We start from the raw sequence: 17,005 nt of genomic DNA on the forward strand, positions 1-17,005 counted from the left end.
CGCATATCCGTCCGAGGTCATAGTCATAGATATTACGCCAAGGTTTGGGAGTATCTACGAAAGGCCAAATTGACCGGATTCGTCTTTACTTCATCGTGCGGGCCTGTAGGACTGCGGAGTCACATTCCGGATTGGAGTGGAGTACGCATAGTCTCCGTGCGGGAATTTGGCATCCAGGTCACGGGGCTTGCGTTTTCTTCGGCCGCGCGGGGAAGCGGTTCTGATGATGGACGGAGCCATGGCCCGTGGTGGGCGCGGCTTGCGGATTGGGGAATGGCATGACGGCGATGGTCGAGACGGCGGACGCGTTGGATCCGAAGGTTCTGCTGATGGCCCTGCGGCACCTGCGCAAGGGTGATTTCTCGGTACGGCTGCCGCTCGACCTGACCGGGATCGACGGCGAGATCGCCGCCGCCTTCAACGACGTGGTCGAACTGAACCAGACCCTGACCACCGAGGCCAGCCGGCTCAGCGTCGCCATCGGCAAGGAAGGCCGCATCAGCCAGCGCGCCAAGCTGAACAACGCGTCGGGCGGCTGGGAGACCTGCGTCGACAGCATCAACACGCTGGTCGGCGACATGATCCAGCCGACGACGGAAATCGCCCGTGTCATCGGCGCCGTCGCCAAGGGCGACCTGTCCAAGACCATGGCGCTGGAGATCGAGGGACGGCCCTTGCAGGGCGAGTTCCTGCGTACCGCCCGCGACGTCAACACCATGGTGGAGCAGCTCGTCACCGTCACCACAGAGTTGACGCGCGTGGCGCGCGAGGTGGGGATCGAGGGCAAGCTGGGCGGTCAGGCCCAGGTGAAGGGGGTCGCCGGCAGTTGGAAGGATCTGACAGAGAACGTCAACGTGATGGCGGCCAACCTGACCGGTCAGGTCCGCAACATCGCCGAGGTGACGACGGCGGTCGCCAAGGGCGACCTGTCGAAGAAGATCACCGTCGACGTGAAGGGCGAGATCCTGGAGCTGAAATCGACCATCAACACCATGGTGGACCAGTTGAACAGCTTCGCCTCGGAGGTGACGCGGGTGGCGCGCGAGGTGGGCTCCGAAGGCAAGCTGGGTGGTCAGGCGAAGGTGGAGGGCGTCGGCGGCACCTGGAAGGATTTGACCGACAACGTCAACATGATGGCGGAGAACCTGACCGGCCAGGTCCGCAACATCGCCGAGGTGACGACGGCGGTCGCCAAGGGCGATTTGTCGAAGAAGATCACCGTCGATGTGAAGGGCGAGATCCTGGAGCTGAAATCGACCATCAACACCATGGTGGACCAGCTCAACAGCTTCGCCTCGGAGGTGACGCGGGTGGCGCGCGAGGTGGGCTCCGAAGGCAAGCTGGGCGGTCAGGCCCAGGTGAAGGGGGTCGGCGGCACCTGGAAGGATCTGACCGACAGCGTGAACATGATGGCGGCGAACCTCACCGGTCAGGTCCGCAACATCGCCGACGTCACCACCGCCGTCGCGACGGGCGACCTGTCGAAGAAGATCACCGTCGATGTGAAGGGCGAGATCCTGGAGCTGAAATCCACCATCAACACCATGGTGGACCAGCTGAACAGCTTCGCGTCGGAAGTAACGCGGGTGGCGCGCGAGGTGGGCTCCGAAGGCAAGCTCGGCGGTCAGGCGCGCGTCGAGGGTGTCGGCGGCACCTGGAAGGATTTGACCGACAGCGTGAATTTGATGGCGGCCAACCTGACGGGGCAGGTCCGCAACATCGCCGACGTGACCACCGCCGTCGCCAACGGCGATCTGTCGAAGAAGATCACCGTGCCGGTGAAGGGTGAGATCCTGGAGCTGAAGAACACCATCAACACGATGGTGGACCAGTTGAACAGCTTCGCGTCGGAAGTGACGCGGGTGGCGCGCGAGGTGGGCTCCGAGGGCAAGCTCGGCGGTCAGGCCCAGGTGAGGGGTGTCGGCGGCACCTGGAAGGATTTGACCGACAGCGTCAACGCGATGGCGACCAACCTGACGGGGCAGGTCCGCAACATCGCCGAGGTGACGACCGCCGTGGCGAATGGCGATTTGTCGAAGAAGATCACCGTCGACGTGAAGGGCGAGATCCTGGAGCTGAAATCGACCATCAACACCATGGTGGACCAGCTGAACAGCTTCGCCTCGGAAGTCACGCGCGTCGCAAGGGAGGTGGGCTCCGAAGGCAAGCTGGGCGGTCAGGCCCAGGTGAAGGGGGTCGGCGGCACCTGGAAGGATCTGACCGACAATGTGAACGCGATGGCGACCAACCTGACCGGTCAGGTCCGCAACATCGCCGAGGTGACGACCGCGGTCGCCAACGGTGATCTGTCGAAGAAGATCACCGTCGATGTGAAGGGTGAGATCCTGGAGCTGAAATCGACCATCAATACCATGGTGGACCAGCTGAACAGCTTCGCCTCCGAAGTCGCCCGCGTGGCGCGCGAGGTGGGGATCGAGGGCAAGCTGGGCGGTCAGGCCCAGGTGAAGGGGGTCGCCGGCACCTGGAAGGATCTGACCGACAATGTGAACATGATGGCGGCGAACCTCACGGGGCAGGTCCGCAACATCGCCGAGGTGACGACGGCGGTCGCCAAGGGCGATCTGTCGAAGAAGATCACCGTCGATGTGAAGGGCGAGATCTTCGAGTTGAAATCGACCATCAACACCATGGTGGACCAGCTGAACAGCTTCGCCTCGGAAGTGACGCGCGTGGCGCGCGAGGTGGGGTCCGAGGGCAAGCTTGGCGGACAGGCGAAGGTGGAGGGGGTCGGCGGCACCTGGAAGGACCTGACCGACAATGTGAACATGATGGCGGCGAACCTCACCGGGCAGGTGCGCGGCATCGCCAGCGTCGTCACCGCGGTCGCCGACGGCGACCTGAAGCGCAAGCTGGCGGTGGACGCCAAGGGCGAGATCGCGGCGCTGGCCAACACCATCAACGGCATGATCGACACGCTGGCGACCTTCGCCGACCAGGTCACCAACGTGGCGCGCGAGGTCGGCATCGAAGGCAAGCTGGGCGGTCAGGCCCGTGTGCCGGGCGCGGCCGGCCTGTGGAAGGATCTGACGGAGAATGTGAACCAGCTTGCCGCCAACCTGACCACCCAGGTGCGCGCCATCGCCGAGGTCGCCACCGCGGTGACCAAGGGCGACCTGACCCGTTCCATCACCGTGGAGGCGATGGGCGAGGTCGCGGCGCTGAAGGACAACATCAACGAGATGATCCGCAACCTTCGCGACACGACGCTGAAGAACGCGGAACAGGACTGGCTGAAGACCAACCTCGCCAAATTCACCCGGATGTTGCAGGGCGAGCGCGATCTGGTCACCGTCTCCAACATGATCCTGTCGGAGATCGCGCCGCTGGTGAACGCCCAGCATGGCGTCTTCTATGTCGCCACCCGCGACCGCGACGAGCCGCTGCTGGAACTGGTCGCCTCCTACGCGCTGAAGGAGCGCAAGAACCTGTCCAACCGCTTCCACCTGAAGGAGGGGTTGGTCGGGCAGTGCGCCTATGAGAAGAAGCGCATCCTGCTGACCAACGTGCCGCGCGACTATGTCGCCATCAGCTCCGGCCTGGGCGAGGCGCCGCCGCTGAACATCATCGTCCTGCCGGTGCTGTTCGAGGATGACGTCAAGGCGGTGATCGAGCTGGCGAGCTTCGGCCGCTTCAGCGAGACGCACCAGAGCTTCCTCGAACAGCTGACCGAGAGCATCGGCATCGTGCTGAACACGATCGCCGCCAACATGCGCACCGAAGGGCTGCTGAAGCAGTCGCAGCGCCTGACCAGCGAGTTGCAGAGCCAGCAGGAGGAGCTGACCGCCACCAACGAGCGACTGGAGCAGCAGGCCGCCTCGCTGCGCAAGTCGGAGGAGCTGCTGAAGGCCCAGCAGGAAAAGCTGACCACCACCAACGAGGCGCTGGAGGAGAAGGCCGAACAGCTCGAGAAGCAGAACATCGAGGTCGAGCGCAAGAACCGCGAGGTCGTGTTCGCCAAGGCGGCGCTGGAGGAGAAGGCCGAACAGCTCGCCCTGACCTCCAAATACAAGTCGCAGTTCCTGGCGAACATGAGCCACGAGCTGCGCACGCCGCTGAACAGCCTGCTGATCCTGTCGAAGCTGCTGGCCGACAACCCCGACACCAACCTGTCCGACCGTCAGGTCGAGTTCGCCCGCACCATCCATTCCGCCGGATCCGACCTGCTGGGGTTGATCAACGACATCCTCGACCTGTCGAAGATCGAATCCGGCACCGTGACCCTGGAGATCGGCGAGGTCGTGCTGGGCGACCTGCGCAACCATGTCGAACGCACCTTCTCGCAGGTGGCGCAGGAGAAGAAGCTGGCCTTCACCATCGAGATGGATGCCGCATTGCCCGCCGGGATCCAGACCGACGAGAAGCGGCTGTCGCAGGTGCTGAACAACCTGCTGTCCAACGCCTTCAAATTCACCGAGACCGGCGGCATCACCTTCCGCGTCGCCCCGGCGACGGGGGGATGGAGTGCGGCGCACCCGACGCTGGACGCGGCGGCGTCGGTGCTGGCCTTCACCGTCATCGACACCGGCATCGGCATTCCCGAGGACAAGCAGCGCATCATCTTCGAGGCGTTCCAGCAGGCGGACGGCACCACCAGCCGCAAATATGGCGGCACCGGTCTCGGCCTGTCGATCAGCCGCGAGATCGCCCGGCTGCTGGGCGGCGAAATCCGCGTCGCCAGCACGCCCGGCAAGGGCAGCGTCTTCACCCTGTTCGTTCCGCGCAGCTACGACATCGTCGCCGAAACCGCGGCACCGCTGGGCGTCCCGGCCATCGCGGCCGCCAGCGCCGTGCTTCCTCCCGCCGGTCTTCCGCCGAAGCGGACGGACACGGCGACCCGCCCGGTGGTGGCCTCCGGCCCGCAGGACGGGCTGGCCCTGCTGGACATGCATCCGGCCGGCGACGACCGCGACCGCATCCGCGCCGGCGAACCGGTGGTGCTGATCGTCGAGGACGACAGCACCTTCGCCTCCATCCTGATCGATCTGGCGCGGGAAAAGGGCTTCCGCGCCATCCTGTCGAGCGGCGGCTCGGCGGCGCTGCCGCTGGCACGCAAATACCGGCCGGACGCCGTCCTGCTCGACATCGGGCTGCCGGACATGGATGGCTGGGCCTTGCTCGACCTGCTGAAGCGCGATCCGCAGACCCGGCATATCCCGGTCCATGTCATCTCCGCCAAGGACGAGCGGCGGCGCGGCCTGTCGATGGGCGCCTTCGACTATTCGGAAAAGCCGGTGGAGCGCGAGGCGATCTTCGACGCCCTGAACCGGGTCAAGAGCTTCAAGGAACGCGGCCACCGCAAGCTTCTGGTGGTGGAGAAGGACAGCCCGCAGCCGGGTGCCGTCGCCGCCCTGATCGGCAACGGCGACGTCGAGACCCGCACCGTGACCTCGATCGAGGCGGCGATGGCGGCGCTGACCGCCGACCGCTTCGACTGCCTGGTGCTGGATTTGTCGAGCCCGACCCTGTCCGGCCCGGTCGCCGTCGATTTCGAGCTGGTCGAATGGCTGCGCACCCGCGACACGCTCGCCTGGATGCCGGTGGTGGTCTATGCCGCCGCCGACATCGCGGCGGAGGACGAGGCAAGGCTGCGTCGGCTGGCCGAGACGGTGGTGCTGAAGAGCGCCCGCTCGCCGGCCGGGTTGTTGGATGAGACGGCGCTGTTCCTGCACCGCGCCGTCGACCGGCTGCCCGACGAGAAGCGGCGCAGCATCCTGGATCTGCGCCAGCACGACCCGTCGCTGGCCGGCAAGCGGGTGCTGGTGATCGACGACGACATCCGCAACATCTTCTCGCTCGCCAGCGTGATGGAGGCCCACAGGATCGAGGTCCTGCATGCCGAAAGCGGGCGCGAGGGGATCGCGCGGCTGCGCGCCGACCCCGGTGTCGACGTCGTGCTGGTGGATATCATGATGCCGGAAATGGACGGCTACGAGACGATGCGCACGATCCGCAGCATCGACGAGTTCCGCGCCCTGCCGATGATCGCCGTCACCGCCAAGGCGATGAAGGGCGACCGCGACAAATGCATCGAGGCCGGGGCGACCGATTACATCGCCAAGCCGGTGGACATCGACCATCTGCTGTCCTTGCTGCGGATCTGGACCGGCAAGAGCATTCGGACGCAGCAGCGCGGCGGGGTGCAGGCGTGACCCGCCGCAAGCTCGGGCCGGCGCGTCCGGCGCGGCACCCGCCGTTCCGGCGGTCGCGCCTGCTCTGCACCGCCGGCGTCCAGCCTTCCGGTCCGGACGCCGTCCGCCAATCGCTTCCGCCGCTGCCGGCCCCCGTGCCCGTGGTGACGCCGCCAGCCGCCGCCACCGTCGCCGGATGGGAAAGCGGAACCATGACCACCGAGTCGCAGCCGCGGCCCGACAAGGCCCCCGACAGGGCCCCCGACAAGGCGGATGTCGCGATCCTGATCGTCGATGACGATCCGCGCAACCTGTTCGCCATGCGCGAGACGCTGGAGGATCTGGGGGCGCGGCTGGTGCTCGCCCGCTCGGGCGAGGAGGCGCTGAAGCATCTGCTGCGTCAGGACTTCGCCCTGATCCTGCTGGACGTCCACATGCCGGGCATGGACGGCTACGAGACGGCGGAGCTGATCCGCCTGCGGGAGAGGTCGCGCCACATCCCGATCATCTTCCTGACCGCCATCAACAAGGATGAGACCCACATCTTCCGCGGCTATGCCACCGGCGCCGTGGATTACATGTTCAAGCCGGTCGATCCGCAGATCCTGAAGAGCAAGGTGTCGGTCTTCGTCGATCTCTACCGCAAGACGGAGGAGGTGAAGCGCGAGGTCGAGGCCAAGCAGCGCCTGCTGGACGAGAATGAGCGGGTGCGGCGCGATATGCGGCAGGCCGAACAGGCGCTGCGCCGGTCGGAGGAGCGGCAGGCGCTAATCCTGGGCCAGCTTCCCATCGTGCTCTACACCGCCGGCCTGACGCCGGGCATTCCCTTCCGCTACCTGTCGGACAGCGCCGGGACCGTGCTGGGCTGTTCCGCCGCCCGCTTTATCGAGGATCCGCAATTCTGGCAATCGCGGCTGCATCCCGACGACCGCGACCGCGTCCTGCGCCAGCTGGAGTCGATCCATCGCACCGGGCTGAGCACGGTGGAATATCGCTGGCGCGGCCCCGACGGCCTCGAGCGCCATCTGCTGGACCAGGCTGTCGTCGTGCGCGACGAGGATGGCAGGCCGACCGAGCTGTTCGGCACCATCCTGGACGTGACCGAAACCCGTCAGGCCCAGCATCAGCTCGCCCATGCGCAGAAGATGGAGATGGTCGGCCGGCTGACCGGCGGCATCGCCCATGATTTCAACAACATGCTGATGGTGGTGATCGGCAGCCTGGAACGGCTTGCCCCCGGCCTTGCCGCCGATTCCAAGGCGGCGCGGCGGGCGGAGATGGCCTTGCAGGCGGCGCTGCGCTGTTCGGACATGACGCGGCGGCTGTTGACCTTCGCCCGGCGCCAGCAGTTGCACCCGGAGCCGGTGGATCTCGGCGCGCTGGTCACCGGCATGGGCGAGCTGATGGAACGCACGCTGGGCGGTGGCGTCGCCATCGCCATCGAGGCCCCGCCGGCCGGGGCCGGGCCGCTGTGGATCGCATCGGTCGACCGCTCGCAGGCGGAGTCGGCCCTGCTGAACCTCGTCATCAACGCCCGCGACGCCATGCCCGGCGGCGGCACCCTGCGGATCCGCACGGAGAACGCCCGGTTCGAGGAGCCGCGGGCGGCGCATGGCATGACGGTGCCGGCCGGCGATTATGTCCTGCTGTCGGTGTCGGACAATGGATGCGGCATGCCGCCGGACATCCTGGACCGTGCCTTCGAGCCCTTCTTCACCACCAAGGAGTCGGGCAAGGGCACCGGCCTCGGCCTCGCCATGATCCATGGCTTCGTCAAGCAGTCGGGCGGCTTGATCGGCATCGACAGCGTTCCCGGCGCCGGCACCACCTTCCGCCTCTATCTGCCGCGGGCGGCGATGGATGGCCCGCATGCCGTCACCGCCGACGAGGAGGTCGCCGACGAGGCGTTCGCCGGACGCGGCGAGGCCGTGCTGGTGGTGGATGACGATGCCGACGTGCGGTCGGTCGCCGCCCAGGCGGTCGCGGCGCTGGGATACCGTGTGCTGGAGGCCGACGGGGCGGAGGCGGCGCTCGGTCTGCTGGACCGCCAGCCGGTCGATCTTCTGTTCACCGACATCGTCATGCCCGGCGGTCCGAACGGGCGCGAGCTGGCGCTGGAGGGGCTGCGCCGCCACCCGTCCTTGCGGATCCTGTTCGCGTCGGGCTATGCCAATGGAACCAGCGCGCCGGAACCGGAGGCCGGCGCACCCACCGACACCGGCCGGGCCATCGATCCCGGCGCCGTGCTGGGAGCCGTGCTGGCGCGGGCGGAAACCCTGCCCAAGCCCTACCGCAACGGCGATCTGGCCCGTGCCCTGCGGCGTGCGCTGGAGTCACAGGCCCCTCTCGTCCCGGCGGAGGCCGTCCGGGGATGACCAGGAAAATCGAGGGCGGCATGACCCCGGGCCGCCGGTTGCGCTTATCAGGTCAGGTTCCGGTTCATGGTTTTGTCCGACGATGCGCTGACGTTGCTGCGAGGATCGATCCGGTCCGTCTGGGCGCTGGAGCTCATTCTCCTGCTGCGCCGGACCCCCGACCGCGACTGGTCGAACGCCGAGCTGGTGAGCGAATTGCGCGGCAGCGAGGTGGTGGTGCAGGATGCGCTGGCCGGCTTCCTCGGCGCCGGTCTGCTGGTGGCGCTGGCCGACGGCCGCCACCGCTACCGTCCGGCGGCGCCGCTTCTGGACCAGTGGGTCGGGGAGATCGGGCAGGCCTATGCCAGCCGTCCGTCCGCCATCATCCGGGAGATCTTCGCCGCTCCCGGCAACAAGGTGCAGATCTTCGCCGATTCCTTCCGGTTCCGCTCCAATGACTGAAGCCCATGATTGACATCACCACCATTCACATCGTCTGGCGTTCACATCGTCGGGAATGCGCGCCGCCCGTCCCGGGTGGAAAGCGGGAAATGAGGGCGCTCGGATGGACGTCGTGAAATCGGCGGTCTATCTGCTGTGTTTCGCCGCCAGCCTGCTGTGCATGCTGTTGCTGCTGCGCAGCTATCTGCGCTCGCGCAGCCGCCTTCTGCTGTGGAGCACCCTGTGCTTTGTCGGGCTGGCCATCAACAACCTGCTGCTGTTCATCGACATCGTCGTCCTGCCCACCCAGGTCGATCTGCTGCCGCTGCGCCAGTTCTCCGCCATGGCCGGCGTGGGGGTTCTGCTGTACGGCTTCATCTGGGATGCCGAGTGATGCCGCCCGGCACCTCAAGCTTTTTCACCGGAGCGCTCGCCGCGCTCTACGCGACCGCCGGACTGTTCTTCCTCAGTTTCTGGAAGCGGACACGCGACGCGCTGTTCGTCAGCTTCGCGCTCGCCTTCGCTCTGCTGGCGCTGAACCAGATCGTGCTGGCCCTGGGTGGGCTGGAGCGCGAGGAGCAGGGTTGGGTCTATCTGTTGCGCCTGTTGGCCTTCCTGCTGATCGTCGCCGCCATCGTCCGCAAGAATCTGGAAGGGCGGCGGCGCTGACCGGTTGCCGGAAGGCCGATGCTCACTTGCGGCCGTCGCCGAAGCGGCGGCAATCCCATTCGTCGGTCCCGGCTTCCGCCCGGCCACCGTTGGAGGTGCGGTAGCGCGCGTCGTCGCACTGGCCATTGCCCGCATAGGGACTGCCGTAGGAGCCGTAGCCGCCACGGCCGCCGTAATAGCCGTTGCCGTAGGAGCCGTCATAGCCGCCGCGATGGCGATTGTGCCGATCACGGCCGGACTCGTCGTCATCGTTGCCGGCGGTCGCCGCCAGCAGTCCGAGCCCGACAACGGCCGCGCCGATCAGCAAAGCCCCCGCCACATCGTCGTTGCCGTTGCCGGCACAGCCCGGAAGCGCCAGAGACAGCGCGAGGCAACCAGCCAAGGCGGTCCTGCCACCCGATAGACGTCGCCATGCATCCGCTTTCACCGCCGCCTCCCAACCCAAGAGTTCTTTCACGGACAAACATGCGGGATCCGCATTTCCATCCAATGCCAATACAATTTCTTTTTGGAAATATTGCTGCGGTCTCCCGCCTGCCCCGTCGCCGATGGGAGTGGGACACACGGCGGGGCTTGGCCCGGCCGGCGCGACGCCCTATGGTCTGGCAGCTGTCGCCAATATGGGAGTGCGTGGATGTTCACCGCCAGGATCCTTCTGCTCGGCTCCGGGGAGCTGGGCAAGGAATTCGTCATCGCGGCCAAGCGGTTGGGCTGCGAGGTCATCGCCTGCGACAGCTACGCCAATGCCCCGGCGATGCAGGTCGCCGACAGGGCGGAGGTGTTCTCCATGCTGGATGCCGACGCTCTGCGCGCGGCGATCGCCAAGCACCGTCCCGACTATATCGTGCCCGAGGTGGAGGCGATCCGCACCGAGGTACTGCACGAGTTCGAGGATGCCGGCACCATCGTCGTGCCGTCGGCCCGCGCCGCGACCATGACGATGAACCGCGACCGCATCCGTGAGGTCGCGGCGACCGAGCTTGGCCTGCGCACCTCGCGCTACCGCTACGCCGAAAGCCTGGAGGAGGTGCGTGCCGGAGCCGACCACACCGGCTTCCCCTGTGTGATCAAGCCGGTGATGTCCTCGTCCGGCAAGGGGCAGAGCACGGTCAGGGACGCGGCCGGTCTGGAGGCTGCCTGGGACTATGCGGTGGCGAACATGCGCGGCGACCGCCGCAAGGTGATCGTCGAGGAATTCGTCCCCTTCGACTATGAGATCACCCTGCTGACCGTCCGCACCCGCGACGGCATCCTCTATTGCGAGCCGATCGGACACCGGCAGGAACGTGGCGACTACCAGGAATCCTGGCAGCCGGTCGCCATGCCGCAGGCGATGCTGGACGACGCCAAGGCGATGGCCGCCCGCGTCGTCGACAATCTCGGCGGTTACGGCATCTTCGGTGTCGAGTTCTTCGTCACCGCCGACGAGGTGGTCTTCTCCGAACTGTCGCCGCGCCCGCACGACACCGGCATGGTGACGCTGCTGTCGCAGAACCTGTCGGAGTTCGAATTGCACGCCCGTGCCATTCTGGGGCTGCCGATCCCGAACATCGTCTGCCGCGCCCCGTCGGCCTCCGCCGTCATCCTGGCCGACCGCGAAGCGGAGAGCTTCCATATCGACGGGCTGGCCGCGGCGCTCGGCATCGGATCGACGGAGCAGGAGGTCGATGTCCGGCTGTTCGGCAAGCCGACCACCCGCAAGAACCGCCGCATGGGGGTGGCGCTCGCCACCGGCACCGATACCGACGACGCGCGGGCGCGCGCCAAGCGGGCGGCCGACATGGTGACGATCCGCTATTCCTGAGGGCGGGCGACCGTCAGGCCCGATGACCGCGGCGCATCGGGCCTGAACCATACGAGCAAGGCGCCGGCCGCGATGGCGCCGCCGAGGCACAGGTACCAGCCGGGCGGTCAGCCCGCGCGGCCTTCCAGGGCGGCCTTCCAGGGCGGCCTTGCGTCCGGCGTCGGGACAGCCGCCGTTCATGCCCAGTTCCGGAAGCCGTCGCCTTCGGACAGGTGGCCGCGGCTCAGCACCATCTTGCGGACCTCCGACGCGCCGTCGACCAGCTTGGCCTGCCTGGCATAGCGGGTAAATCCATTCCAGCACCGTGTCCTTGGAATAGCCGCGCGCCGCAGGCCTGGATCGCGGTATCGACCGCCTTGAACAGGGTGTCGGCGACCTGGACCTTGGCCAGACAATTAGGCCGCCGCCGCCTCATACCGATGACGGTTCCGTCTTGAGCAGGCTGACGATGGTATCGGCGATCATCGTCTTGTGGCGGGAGCGGGTATCGGACGCCGCCAGATCCTGATGGAAGATCAGGTTGAAGGTATGGCGGTTCGAGACCCGGAAGAAACAGAAGGCGCTGATCATCATATGGAGGTCGATGGGCTTGACCTCGGCCTTGAACACGCCCTTGGCACGGCCGCGCTCCAGAATGCGGGCCAGCGTGTCGATGACGGTGACGTTCAGGTTGGCGATCGCCTTTGATTTCCGCATATGTTCGGCGCGGTGGATGTTCTCGATGCTGACCAGCCTGATGAAATCCTCGTGTCGCTCATGATAATCGAAGGTGAAGTCGATCAGGGTGCGGATCGCCGTTTCCGGCTCCAGGTCCTGAAGATTCAGCCGGTTCTCGATGGCGCGGATGTCGCCATAGGCCTTTTCCAGGACGGCGAGATACAGCTCCTCCTTGCCGCCGAAGTAATAATAGATCATCCGCTTGGTCGTGCGGGTTCGCGCGGCGATGGCATCGACCCGGCCGCCGCTGAAGCCCAGCGAGGCGAACTCTTCCGTCGCGACCTCGAGGATGTCCTGACGGGTGCCTTCCGGATCGTTCTTGCGGCTCGGCTTGCCTGTCCTGGTGATTCCGGTCGCGTCGTCCGCCGTCATGTCCTGTCCCATAGTCCTGTGGCGCCCGGAGCGCCGCCGCCGGGGGTAATGAACGAACCCGGTCGAATGCACAATACCGGAATGGAGGAGCGGACAAATCCGCTCCTCCGCCCGTGTCCGCGTCAGTTCGCCGCGCGCTTCTTCTCGATCGTCGCATAGGCCTGGGTGACCAGAGCCTCGCCGATCTCGGCCTTGTACTTGTCGACCACCGGCTTGACCTTCTCGCGGATCTTGGCGAGCTCGTCGGCCGGCAGCTCGTCGATGGTCATGCCCTTGGCCTTCAGCGAGGCCAGCGCATCGGCCTCCTGTTCGCGCGACAGCTTGCGCTGGAAGACGGTGGCCTCGGCGGCGGCGCTCTGGAACAGCGACTTCTCGTCGGCGTTCAGCGTGTCCCAGAACTTCTTGGACACAATCAAAGATTGTGGATTGTAGATGTGCCGCGTGATCGTCATGTATTTCTGGACTTCGTTGAATTTGGTCAGCTCGATGGTCTTGGCCGGGTTCTCCTGTCCGTCGACGGTGCCGGTCTCCAGCGCGCTGTAGAGTTCGGGGAAGGCCAGCGGCACCGGATTGGCGCCCAGCGCCTTGAAGATGTCGATGTAGATCGGCGTCTGGATCACGCGGATCTTGAGGCCGGCGATGTCGGCGGCGCTCTTAACCGGCCGGCGGTTGTTGGTCAGGTTGCGGAATCCCAGATCCCAGAAACCGAGGCCGACCAACCCCTTCTCCGGCAGCTTCGCCATCAGCTGTTCGCCCACCGGGCCGTCCAGCAGGGCGTCCGCCTCCGTCGCGCTGTTGAACAGGAAGGGCAGGTCGACCAGGGCGAATTCCTTGGCCTGGGAAACCAGGATGCCGGCATTCATCACCGACATCTCGATGATGCCGCCCTGCATCGCCGACACCGTCTGCACGTCGCCGCCCAGCGTGCCGCCGGGGAACAGCTTCACCTTGATCTTGCCGCCGCTCTTGGCCTCGACGATGTCGGCGAATTTCTGGGCGCCCTGGCCCTGCGGGTGTTCCTTGACGTTCTGGAAGGCGAACTTGACCGAGCGCTCCTTGTACTCGGCGGAAGCGGCCGCACCGCCGAACAGCAGGCCGGGCAGGATCAGAGCGGCCAGCAAGGACTTCATGCGCGTCTTCATAGGGGTTCCTCCGGGATTCTTTCTTGGTGAGGGCGGGGGATCAGTGGCTGAGCCAGGCGGCCGGCACCATGACCAGCGACGGGAACAGGGTCAGCAGGAACAGGACGAACAACTGGACCAGCATGAAGGGCCAGACGCCGCGGATGACGCCCTCCATGCTGACCTTCGACACGCCGCAGACGACGTTCAGCACGGTGCCGACCGGCGGCGTGATCAGGCCGATGGCGTTGTTGATGATGAACAGCACGCCGAAATAGACGGGGTCGATGCCGGCCTGCCTGCACACCGGAACCAGGATCGGCGTCAGGATCAGGATGGTCGGCGTCATGTCCATGGCGGTGCCGATCGCCACCACCAGCGCCATCATCGCCAGCAGCAGCAGCGTCGGGCTGTCCATCAACGGCGTCAACAGGTCGGTCACCATGCCCGGCAGGTTGGCGACCGTGATCAGCCAGGACGACACCAGCGCCGCCGCGACCAGGAACATGACGACGCTGGTCGTCTTCGCCGCCCCCAGCAGGGCCGGATAGATGTCGGCGATCGACATTTCGCGATAGACGCAGACGGCGACGAACAGCGAATAGACGGCGGCGACCACCGCGGCCTCGGTCGGGGTGAAGACGCCGAACTTCAGCCCGACGATGATGATCACCGGCAGCATCAGCGCCCACACGCCCTCGCGCAGGATCGCCAGGATTTCGCGCAGGGAGCGGCGCGGCGGCGGTGTCAGGTTCTCCTTGCGCGACACGTACCACCAGGCGCCGCACAGGCCGATGGCCAGCAGGATGCCGGGGAAGATGCCCGCCAGGAACAGCTTGGTGACCGAGACGTTGCCGGCGACACCGTAGATGACGAAGCCGATCGAGGGTGGAATGATCGGCGCGATGATGGCGCTGGCGGAGATCAGCCCGGCCGACTGGTTGCGGTCATGCCCCGCCGCCACCATCATCGGCACCAGCAGGGTGGCGAGTGCGGCGGCGTCGGCCACGGCCGAGCCCGACAGGCTGGCCATCACCGTCGCCGCCAGGATGGCGACATAGCCGAGCCCGCCGCGGATATGGCCGACCATCGCCATGGCGAGGTTGACGATGCGCTTGGCGAGGCCGCCGGTGTTCATGATCTCGCCGGCCAGCATGAAGAACGGCACGGCCATCAGCGGGAAGCTGTCGGCGCCGTTGATCAGGTTTTGCGCCACGATCTGCGCGTCGAACAGGTCGAGCTGGATCATCAGCGCCACCCCGCACAGCAGCAGGGCATAGGCGATGGGCATGCCGATGGCCATGGCGCCCAGCAGGGAGCCGAGGAAGATGGTGATGGTCATGGTCCGTCGTCCTCAGCGGCTGGAGGCGGTGTTGGAGGGCAGGGGCGGAGCCCCTTGCCGGTTGGCGTCCTGCTGATGCGTGCGATGCCCGCCGGTGTGGACGCCATGGGCGGTCGCCTCCGGCAGATCCTCCGATTCCGAGACCATCACGAGGTCGGCGTCGGAGATTTTTCCGGTCAGCAGCCGAACCATCTCGTGCAGCAGGATGGCGCCGGTCGACAGGGCGAACACCACGCCGACGCCGTACAGCAGGCCCATCGACAGGCCGGTCGCCGGCGCTTGGGCGTCCCAGTTGATCAGCGTCTGGGTCCAGCTTCCCTGAAGCACCAGCCAGGTGACCCACAGCATCAGGCCGCAACTGACCACCGCGCAGGCCATCTTGCCGGCGCGCGGCAGCCGCGCGACCAGCGTGTCGACGCCCAGATGCGCCCGCTCGCGCAGGCCGAGGATGGCGCCGAGGAAGCACATCCAGACGAAGAACAGGCGCGACAGCTCCTCCGACACGGTGATGCCGCTGTTGAAGGCGTAGCGCAGAACGACGTTGCCGAACACCAGCACGACCATGCCGGCCATGCACAGCGCCATCAGGATCTTGATCAGGGTGAAATAGGCCTCGACCAGCTGTCTCATGCGGTCCTCCCGGGGACCGGCCTCACGGGCCGGTTTCTTGATGTCTTTGGAAATCAGTATCACGTGGCCGGCGGACCGGCGTCCATCGATGCGAAATGCGCGCGGACGCGTTCGGCATCGGGGGAAACCCCAGTGAACAGTCGGAACGCGTCCACCGCCTGGAACACCGCCATGCCGCCGCCGTCCAGCGTCCGGCAACCGATGGCGCGGGCGCGGCGCAGCAGTTCGGTCTCCAGTGGGAAATAGACGATCTCGGCCACCCAAAGCCGCGCATGCAGCATGTCGGCCGGCAGCGGCAGGCCGGGGAATTTCGCCATGCCCGTCGGCGTGGCGTGGATCAGCCCGTCGGCGGCGTCCATCGCGGCACGCAGACCGTCCTGGCCAGGGAGCGCGGCGGCGCGTCCGGCGCCGAAGCGGGCATTCAACTGGTCGGCCAGCAGCGCCGCCCGCGCCGGATCGGCATCGAAGATGTCCAGCCGGCCGATGCCGAGATGGAAGGCGGCATGGCCGACCGCCGCCCCGGCGCCACCGGCGCCCAGCAGCACCACCCGCTCCATCGGCACCTTGCCGAGACCGCGGCGGAAGCCTTCGGCGAAGCCGGAGCAGTCGGTGTTATGACCGACCCGGCGGCCATCCCTCAGCACGACGGTGTTGACCGCCCCGATGGCGCGGGCATCGTCGGACAGCGCGTCCAGCAGGGGGATGATCGCCTGCTTGCACGGATAGGTGATGTTCAGGCCGGTGTAGCCCATGCGCTCGGCGCCCAGCAGGAGATCGGGCAGGGCATCGGGGCCGAGGCCGAGGCGGTCGAGATCGATCAGCCGGTAGAGGCAGCGCAGTCCGAGCGCGTCGGCCTCCCGCTCATGCATCGCCGGGGTGCGGGAGGCCTGGATGCCGGCGCCGATCAGGCCGGCGAGGATGGAGGGGGCGACGGAGGAGGGCCGGGGGATGGCGTTCATTGCGCGGCGCTTTCCAGCAGGCGGGCCATCCGCTGTACGGCCAGCGCATAGCCCTGGGTGCCGAAACCGCAGATCACCCCGGCGGCGACCCGCGACACATAGGAGAAATGGCGGAATTCCTCGCGCCGGTGGATGTTGGAGATATGGACCTCCAGGATCGGGAAGGCGCAGGCCGACAGCGCGTCCATCAGCGAAACCGAGGTGTGGCTGAGGCCGGCTGGATTGATGATCAGCCCGGCCGCCGTCTCGCGCGCCTCGTGGATCCAGTCGATCAGCACATGTTCGGCATTGGACTGGCGGAACTCCAGGACAAGCCCCAGCGTCTCGGCGGTGCGGCGGCAATCGGCCTCGACATCCGCCAGGGTCTCGTGGCCATAGATGTGCGGCTCGCGCTTGCCCAGCAGGTTCAGGTTGGGGCCGTTCAGGATCAGGACGGGGCTGCTCATC

13 protein-coding genes and 1 pseudogene are annotated in these 17,005 nt (G+C 66.7%); 6 read left to right on the forward strand and 8 right to left on the reverse strand.

Annotation, left to right across the window (positions count from 1 at the left end; translation table 11 throughout):
* Window positions 1–287: 287 nt before the first annotated feature.
* The 5 genes from AZL_RS25325 to AZL_RS25345 all read left to right on the forward strand — a co-directional run bounded on the left by AZL_RS25325 (window position 288) and on the right by AZL_RS25345 (window position 9,613).
* Window positions 288–6,170, forward strand: a complete 5,883-nt coding sequence (locus tag AZL_RS25325) for a hybrid sensor histidine kinase/response regulator (RefSeq protein WP_012977271.1) — start codon at window positions 288–290, stop codon at window positions 6,168–6,170.
* Window positions 6,167–8,524: a response regulator gene (locus AZL_RS25330; RefSeq protein WP_052293778.1), complete on the forward strand. Its 2,358-nt coding sequence runs from the start codon at window positions 6,167–6,169 to the stop codon at window positions 8,522–8,524. Before AZL_RS25325 ends, AZL_RS25330 begins: the two co-directional genes overlap by 4 nt.
* Window positions 8,525–8,590: 66 nt before the next feature.
* Entirely contained in the window at window positions 8,591–8,965 is a 375-nt protein-coding gene (locus AZL_RS25335; RefSeq protein WP_012977273.1) for a hypothetical protein, read from the forward strand.
* 103 nt (window positions 8,966–9,068) lie between these two features.
* Window positions 9,069–9,338 (forward strand): DUF5985 family protein, encoded by a 270-nt coding sequence (locus tag AZL_RS25340; RefSeq protein ID WP_042445612.1) that lies wholly within the window; start codon window positions 9,069–9,071, stop codon window positions 9,336–9,338.
* Window positions 9,338–9,613, forward strand: coding sequence for a DUF5985 family protein (locus tag AZL_RS25345; protein WP_012977275.1), 276 nt, complete (start codon window positions 9,338–9,340; stop codon window positions 9,611–9,613). Before AZL_RS25340 ends, AZL_RS25345 begins: the two co-directional genes overlap by 1 nt.
* Before the next feature lie 22 nt (window positions 9,614–9,635).
* Here AZL_RS25345 and AZL_RS25350 read toward each other — a convergent pair whose 3' ends face one another.
* Complete coding sequence (locus AZL_RS25350; RefSeq protein ID WP_247894489.1) at window positions 9,636–9,995, reverse strand: hypothetical protein; 360 nt, start codon at window positions 9,993–9,995, stop codon at window positions 9,636–9,638.
* A 252-nt stretch (window positions 9,996–10,247) separates the two neighbouring features.
* Here AZL_RS25350 and purT point away from each other — a divergent pair, with 252 nt between their 5' ends.
* On the forward strand, window positions 10,248–11,417 hold the full coding sequence (purT, locus tag AZL_RS25355) for a formate-dependent phosphoribosylglycinamide formyltransferase (protein WP_012977277.1): 1,170 nt from the start codon (window positions 10,248–10,250) through the stop codon (window positions 11,415–11,417).
* 176 nt (window positions 11,418–11,593) lie between these two features.
* Here purT and AZL_RS37175 read toward each other — a convergent pair.
* From AZL_RS37175 to aroQ, 7 genes and pseudogenes are all read right to left on the reverse strand, one after another.
* Window positions 11,594–11,808 (reverse strand): annotated as a pseudogene (locus AZL_RS37175) (acyl-CoA dehydrogenase family protein); the annotation flags it as partial.
* A gap of 20 nt (window positions 11,809–11,828) precedes the next feature.
* Window positions 11,829–12,506, reverse strand: a complete 678-nt coding sequence (locus AZL_RS25360; protein WP_042445805.1) for a TetR/AcrR family transcriptional regulator — start codon at window positions 12,504–12,506, stop codon at window positions 11,829–11,831.
* 122 nt (window positions 12,507–12,628) lie between these two features.
* Window positions 12,629–13,648: a TRAP transporter substrate-binding protein gene (locus tag AZL_RS25365; RefSeq protein ID WP_012977279.1), complete on the reverse strand. Its 1,020-nt coding sequence runs from the start codon at window positions 13,646–13,648 to the stop codon at window positions 12,629–12,631.
* A 40-nt stretch (window positions 13,649–13,688) separates the two neighbouring features.
* Window positions 13,689–14,969, reverse strand: coding sequence for a TRAP transporter large permease subunit (locus tag AZL_RS25370; RefSeq protein ID WP_012977280.1), 1,281 nt, complete (start codon window positions 14,967–14,969; stop codon window positions 13,689–13,691).
* A gap of 12 nt (window positions 14,970–14,981) precedes the next feature.
* Window positions 14,982–15,599: a TRAP transporter small permease gene (locus AZL_RS25375; RefSeq protein ID WP_012977281.1), complete on the reverse strand. Its 618-nt coding sequence runs from the start codon at window positions 15,597–15,599 to the stop codon at window positions 14,982–14,984.
* Between the two features lie 59 nt (window positions 15,600–15,658).
* Window positions 15,659–16,558 carry a shikimate dehydrogenase gene (locus AZL_RS25380; protein WP_012977282.1) on the reverse strand — a complete coding sequence of 300 codons (900 nt, stop codon included), beginning with the start codon at window positions 16,556–16,558 and terminating at the stop codon, window positions 15,659–15,661.
* Window positions 16,555–17,004, reverse strand: a complete 450-nt coding sequence (aroQ, locus tag AZL_RS25385; RefSeq protein WP_012977283.1) for a type II 3-dehydroquinate dehydratase — start codon at window positions 17,002–17,004, stop codon at window positions 16,555–16,557. Before aroQ ends, AZL_RS25380 begins: the two co-directional genes overlap by 4 nt.
* Between the last annotated feature and the right edge of the window lies 1 nt (window position 17,005).

This window comes from Azospirillum sp. B510, from assembly GCF_000010725.1.
GTDB lineage: Bacteria > Pseudomonadota > Alphaproteobacteria > Azospirillales > Azospirillaceae > Azospirillum > Azospirillum lipoferum_B.

Excerpts from the sequence above, each read along its gene's own strand:
- AZL_RS25360 (WP_042445805.1), bottom strand. The coding sequence starts at position 12,506 with ATGACGGCGGACGACGCGACCGGAATCACCAGGACAGGCAAGCCGAGC.
- AZL_RS25340 (WP_042445612.1), top strand. The coding sequence starts at position 9,069 with ATGGACGTCGTGAAATCGGCGGTCTATCTGCTGTGTTTCGCCGCCAGC.
- AZL_RS25345 (WP_012977275.1), top strand. The coding sequence starts at position 9,338 with ATGCCGCCCGGCACCTCAAGCTTTTTCACCGGAGCGCTCGCCGCGCTC.
- AZL_RS25335 (WP_012977273.1), top strand. The coding sequence starts at position 8,591 with ATGGTTTTGTCCGACGATGCGCTGACGTTGCTGCGAGGATCGATCCGG.
- AZL_RS25375 (WP_012977281.1), bottom strand. The coding sequence starts at position 15,599 with ATGAGACAGCTGGTCGAGGCCTATTTCACCCTGATCAAGATCCTGATG.
- AZL_RS25380 (WP_012977282.1), bottom strand. The coding sequence starts at position 16,558 with ATGAACGCCATCCCCCGGCCCTCCTCCGTCGCCCCCTCCATCCTCGCC.
- AZL_RS25325 (WP_012977271.1), top strand. The coding sequence starts at position 288 with ATGGTCGAGACGGCGGACGCGTTGGATCCGAAGGTTCTGCTGATGGCC.
- purT (WP_012977277.1), top strand. The coding sequence starts at position 10,248 with ATGTTCACCGCCAGGATCCTTCTGCTCGGCTCCGGGGAGCTGGGCAAG.
- aroQ (WP_012977283.1), bottom strand. The coding sequence starts at position 17,004 with ATGAGCAGCCCCGTCCTGATCCTGAACGGCCCCAACCTGAACCTGCTG.
- AZL_RS25370 (WP_012977280.1), bottom strand. The coding sequence starts at position 14,969 with ATGACCATCACCATCTTCCTCGGCTCCCTGCTGGGCGCCATGGCCATC.
- AZL_RS25365 (WP_012977279.1), bottom strand. The coding sequence starts at position 13,648 with ATGAAGACGCGCATGAAGTCCTTGCTGGCCGCTCTGATCCTGCCCGGC.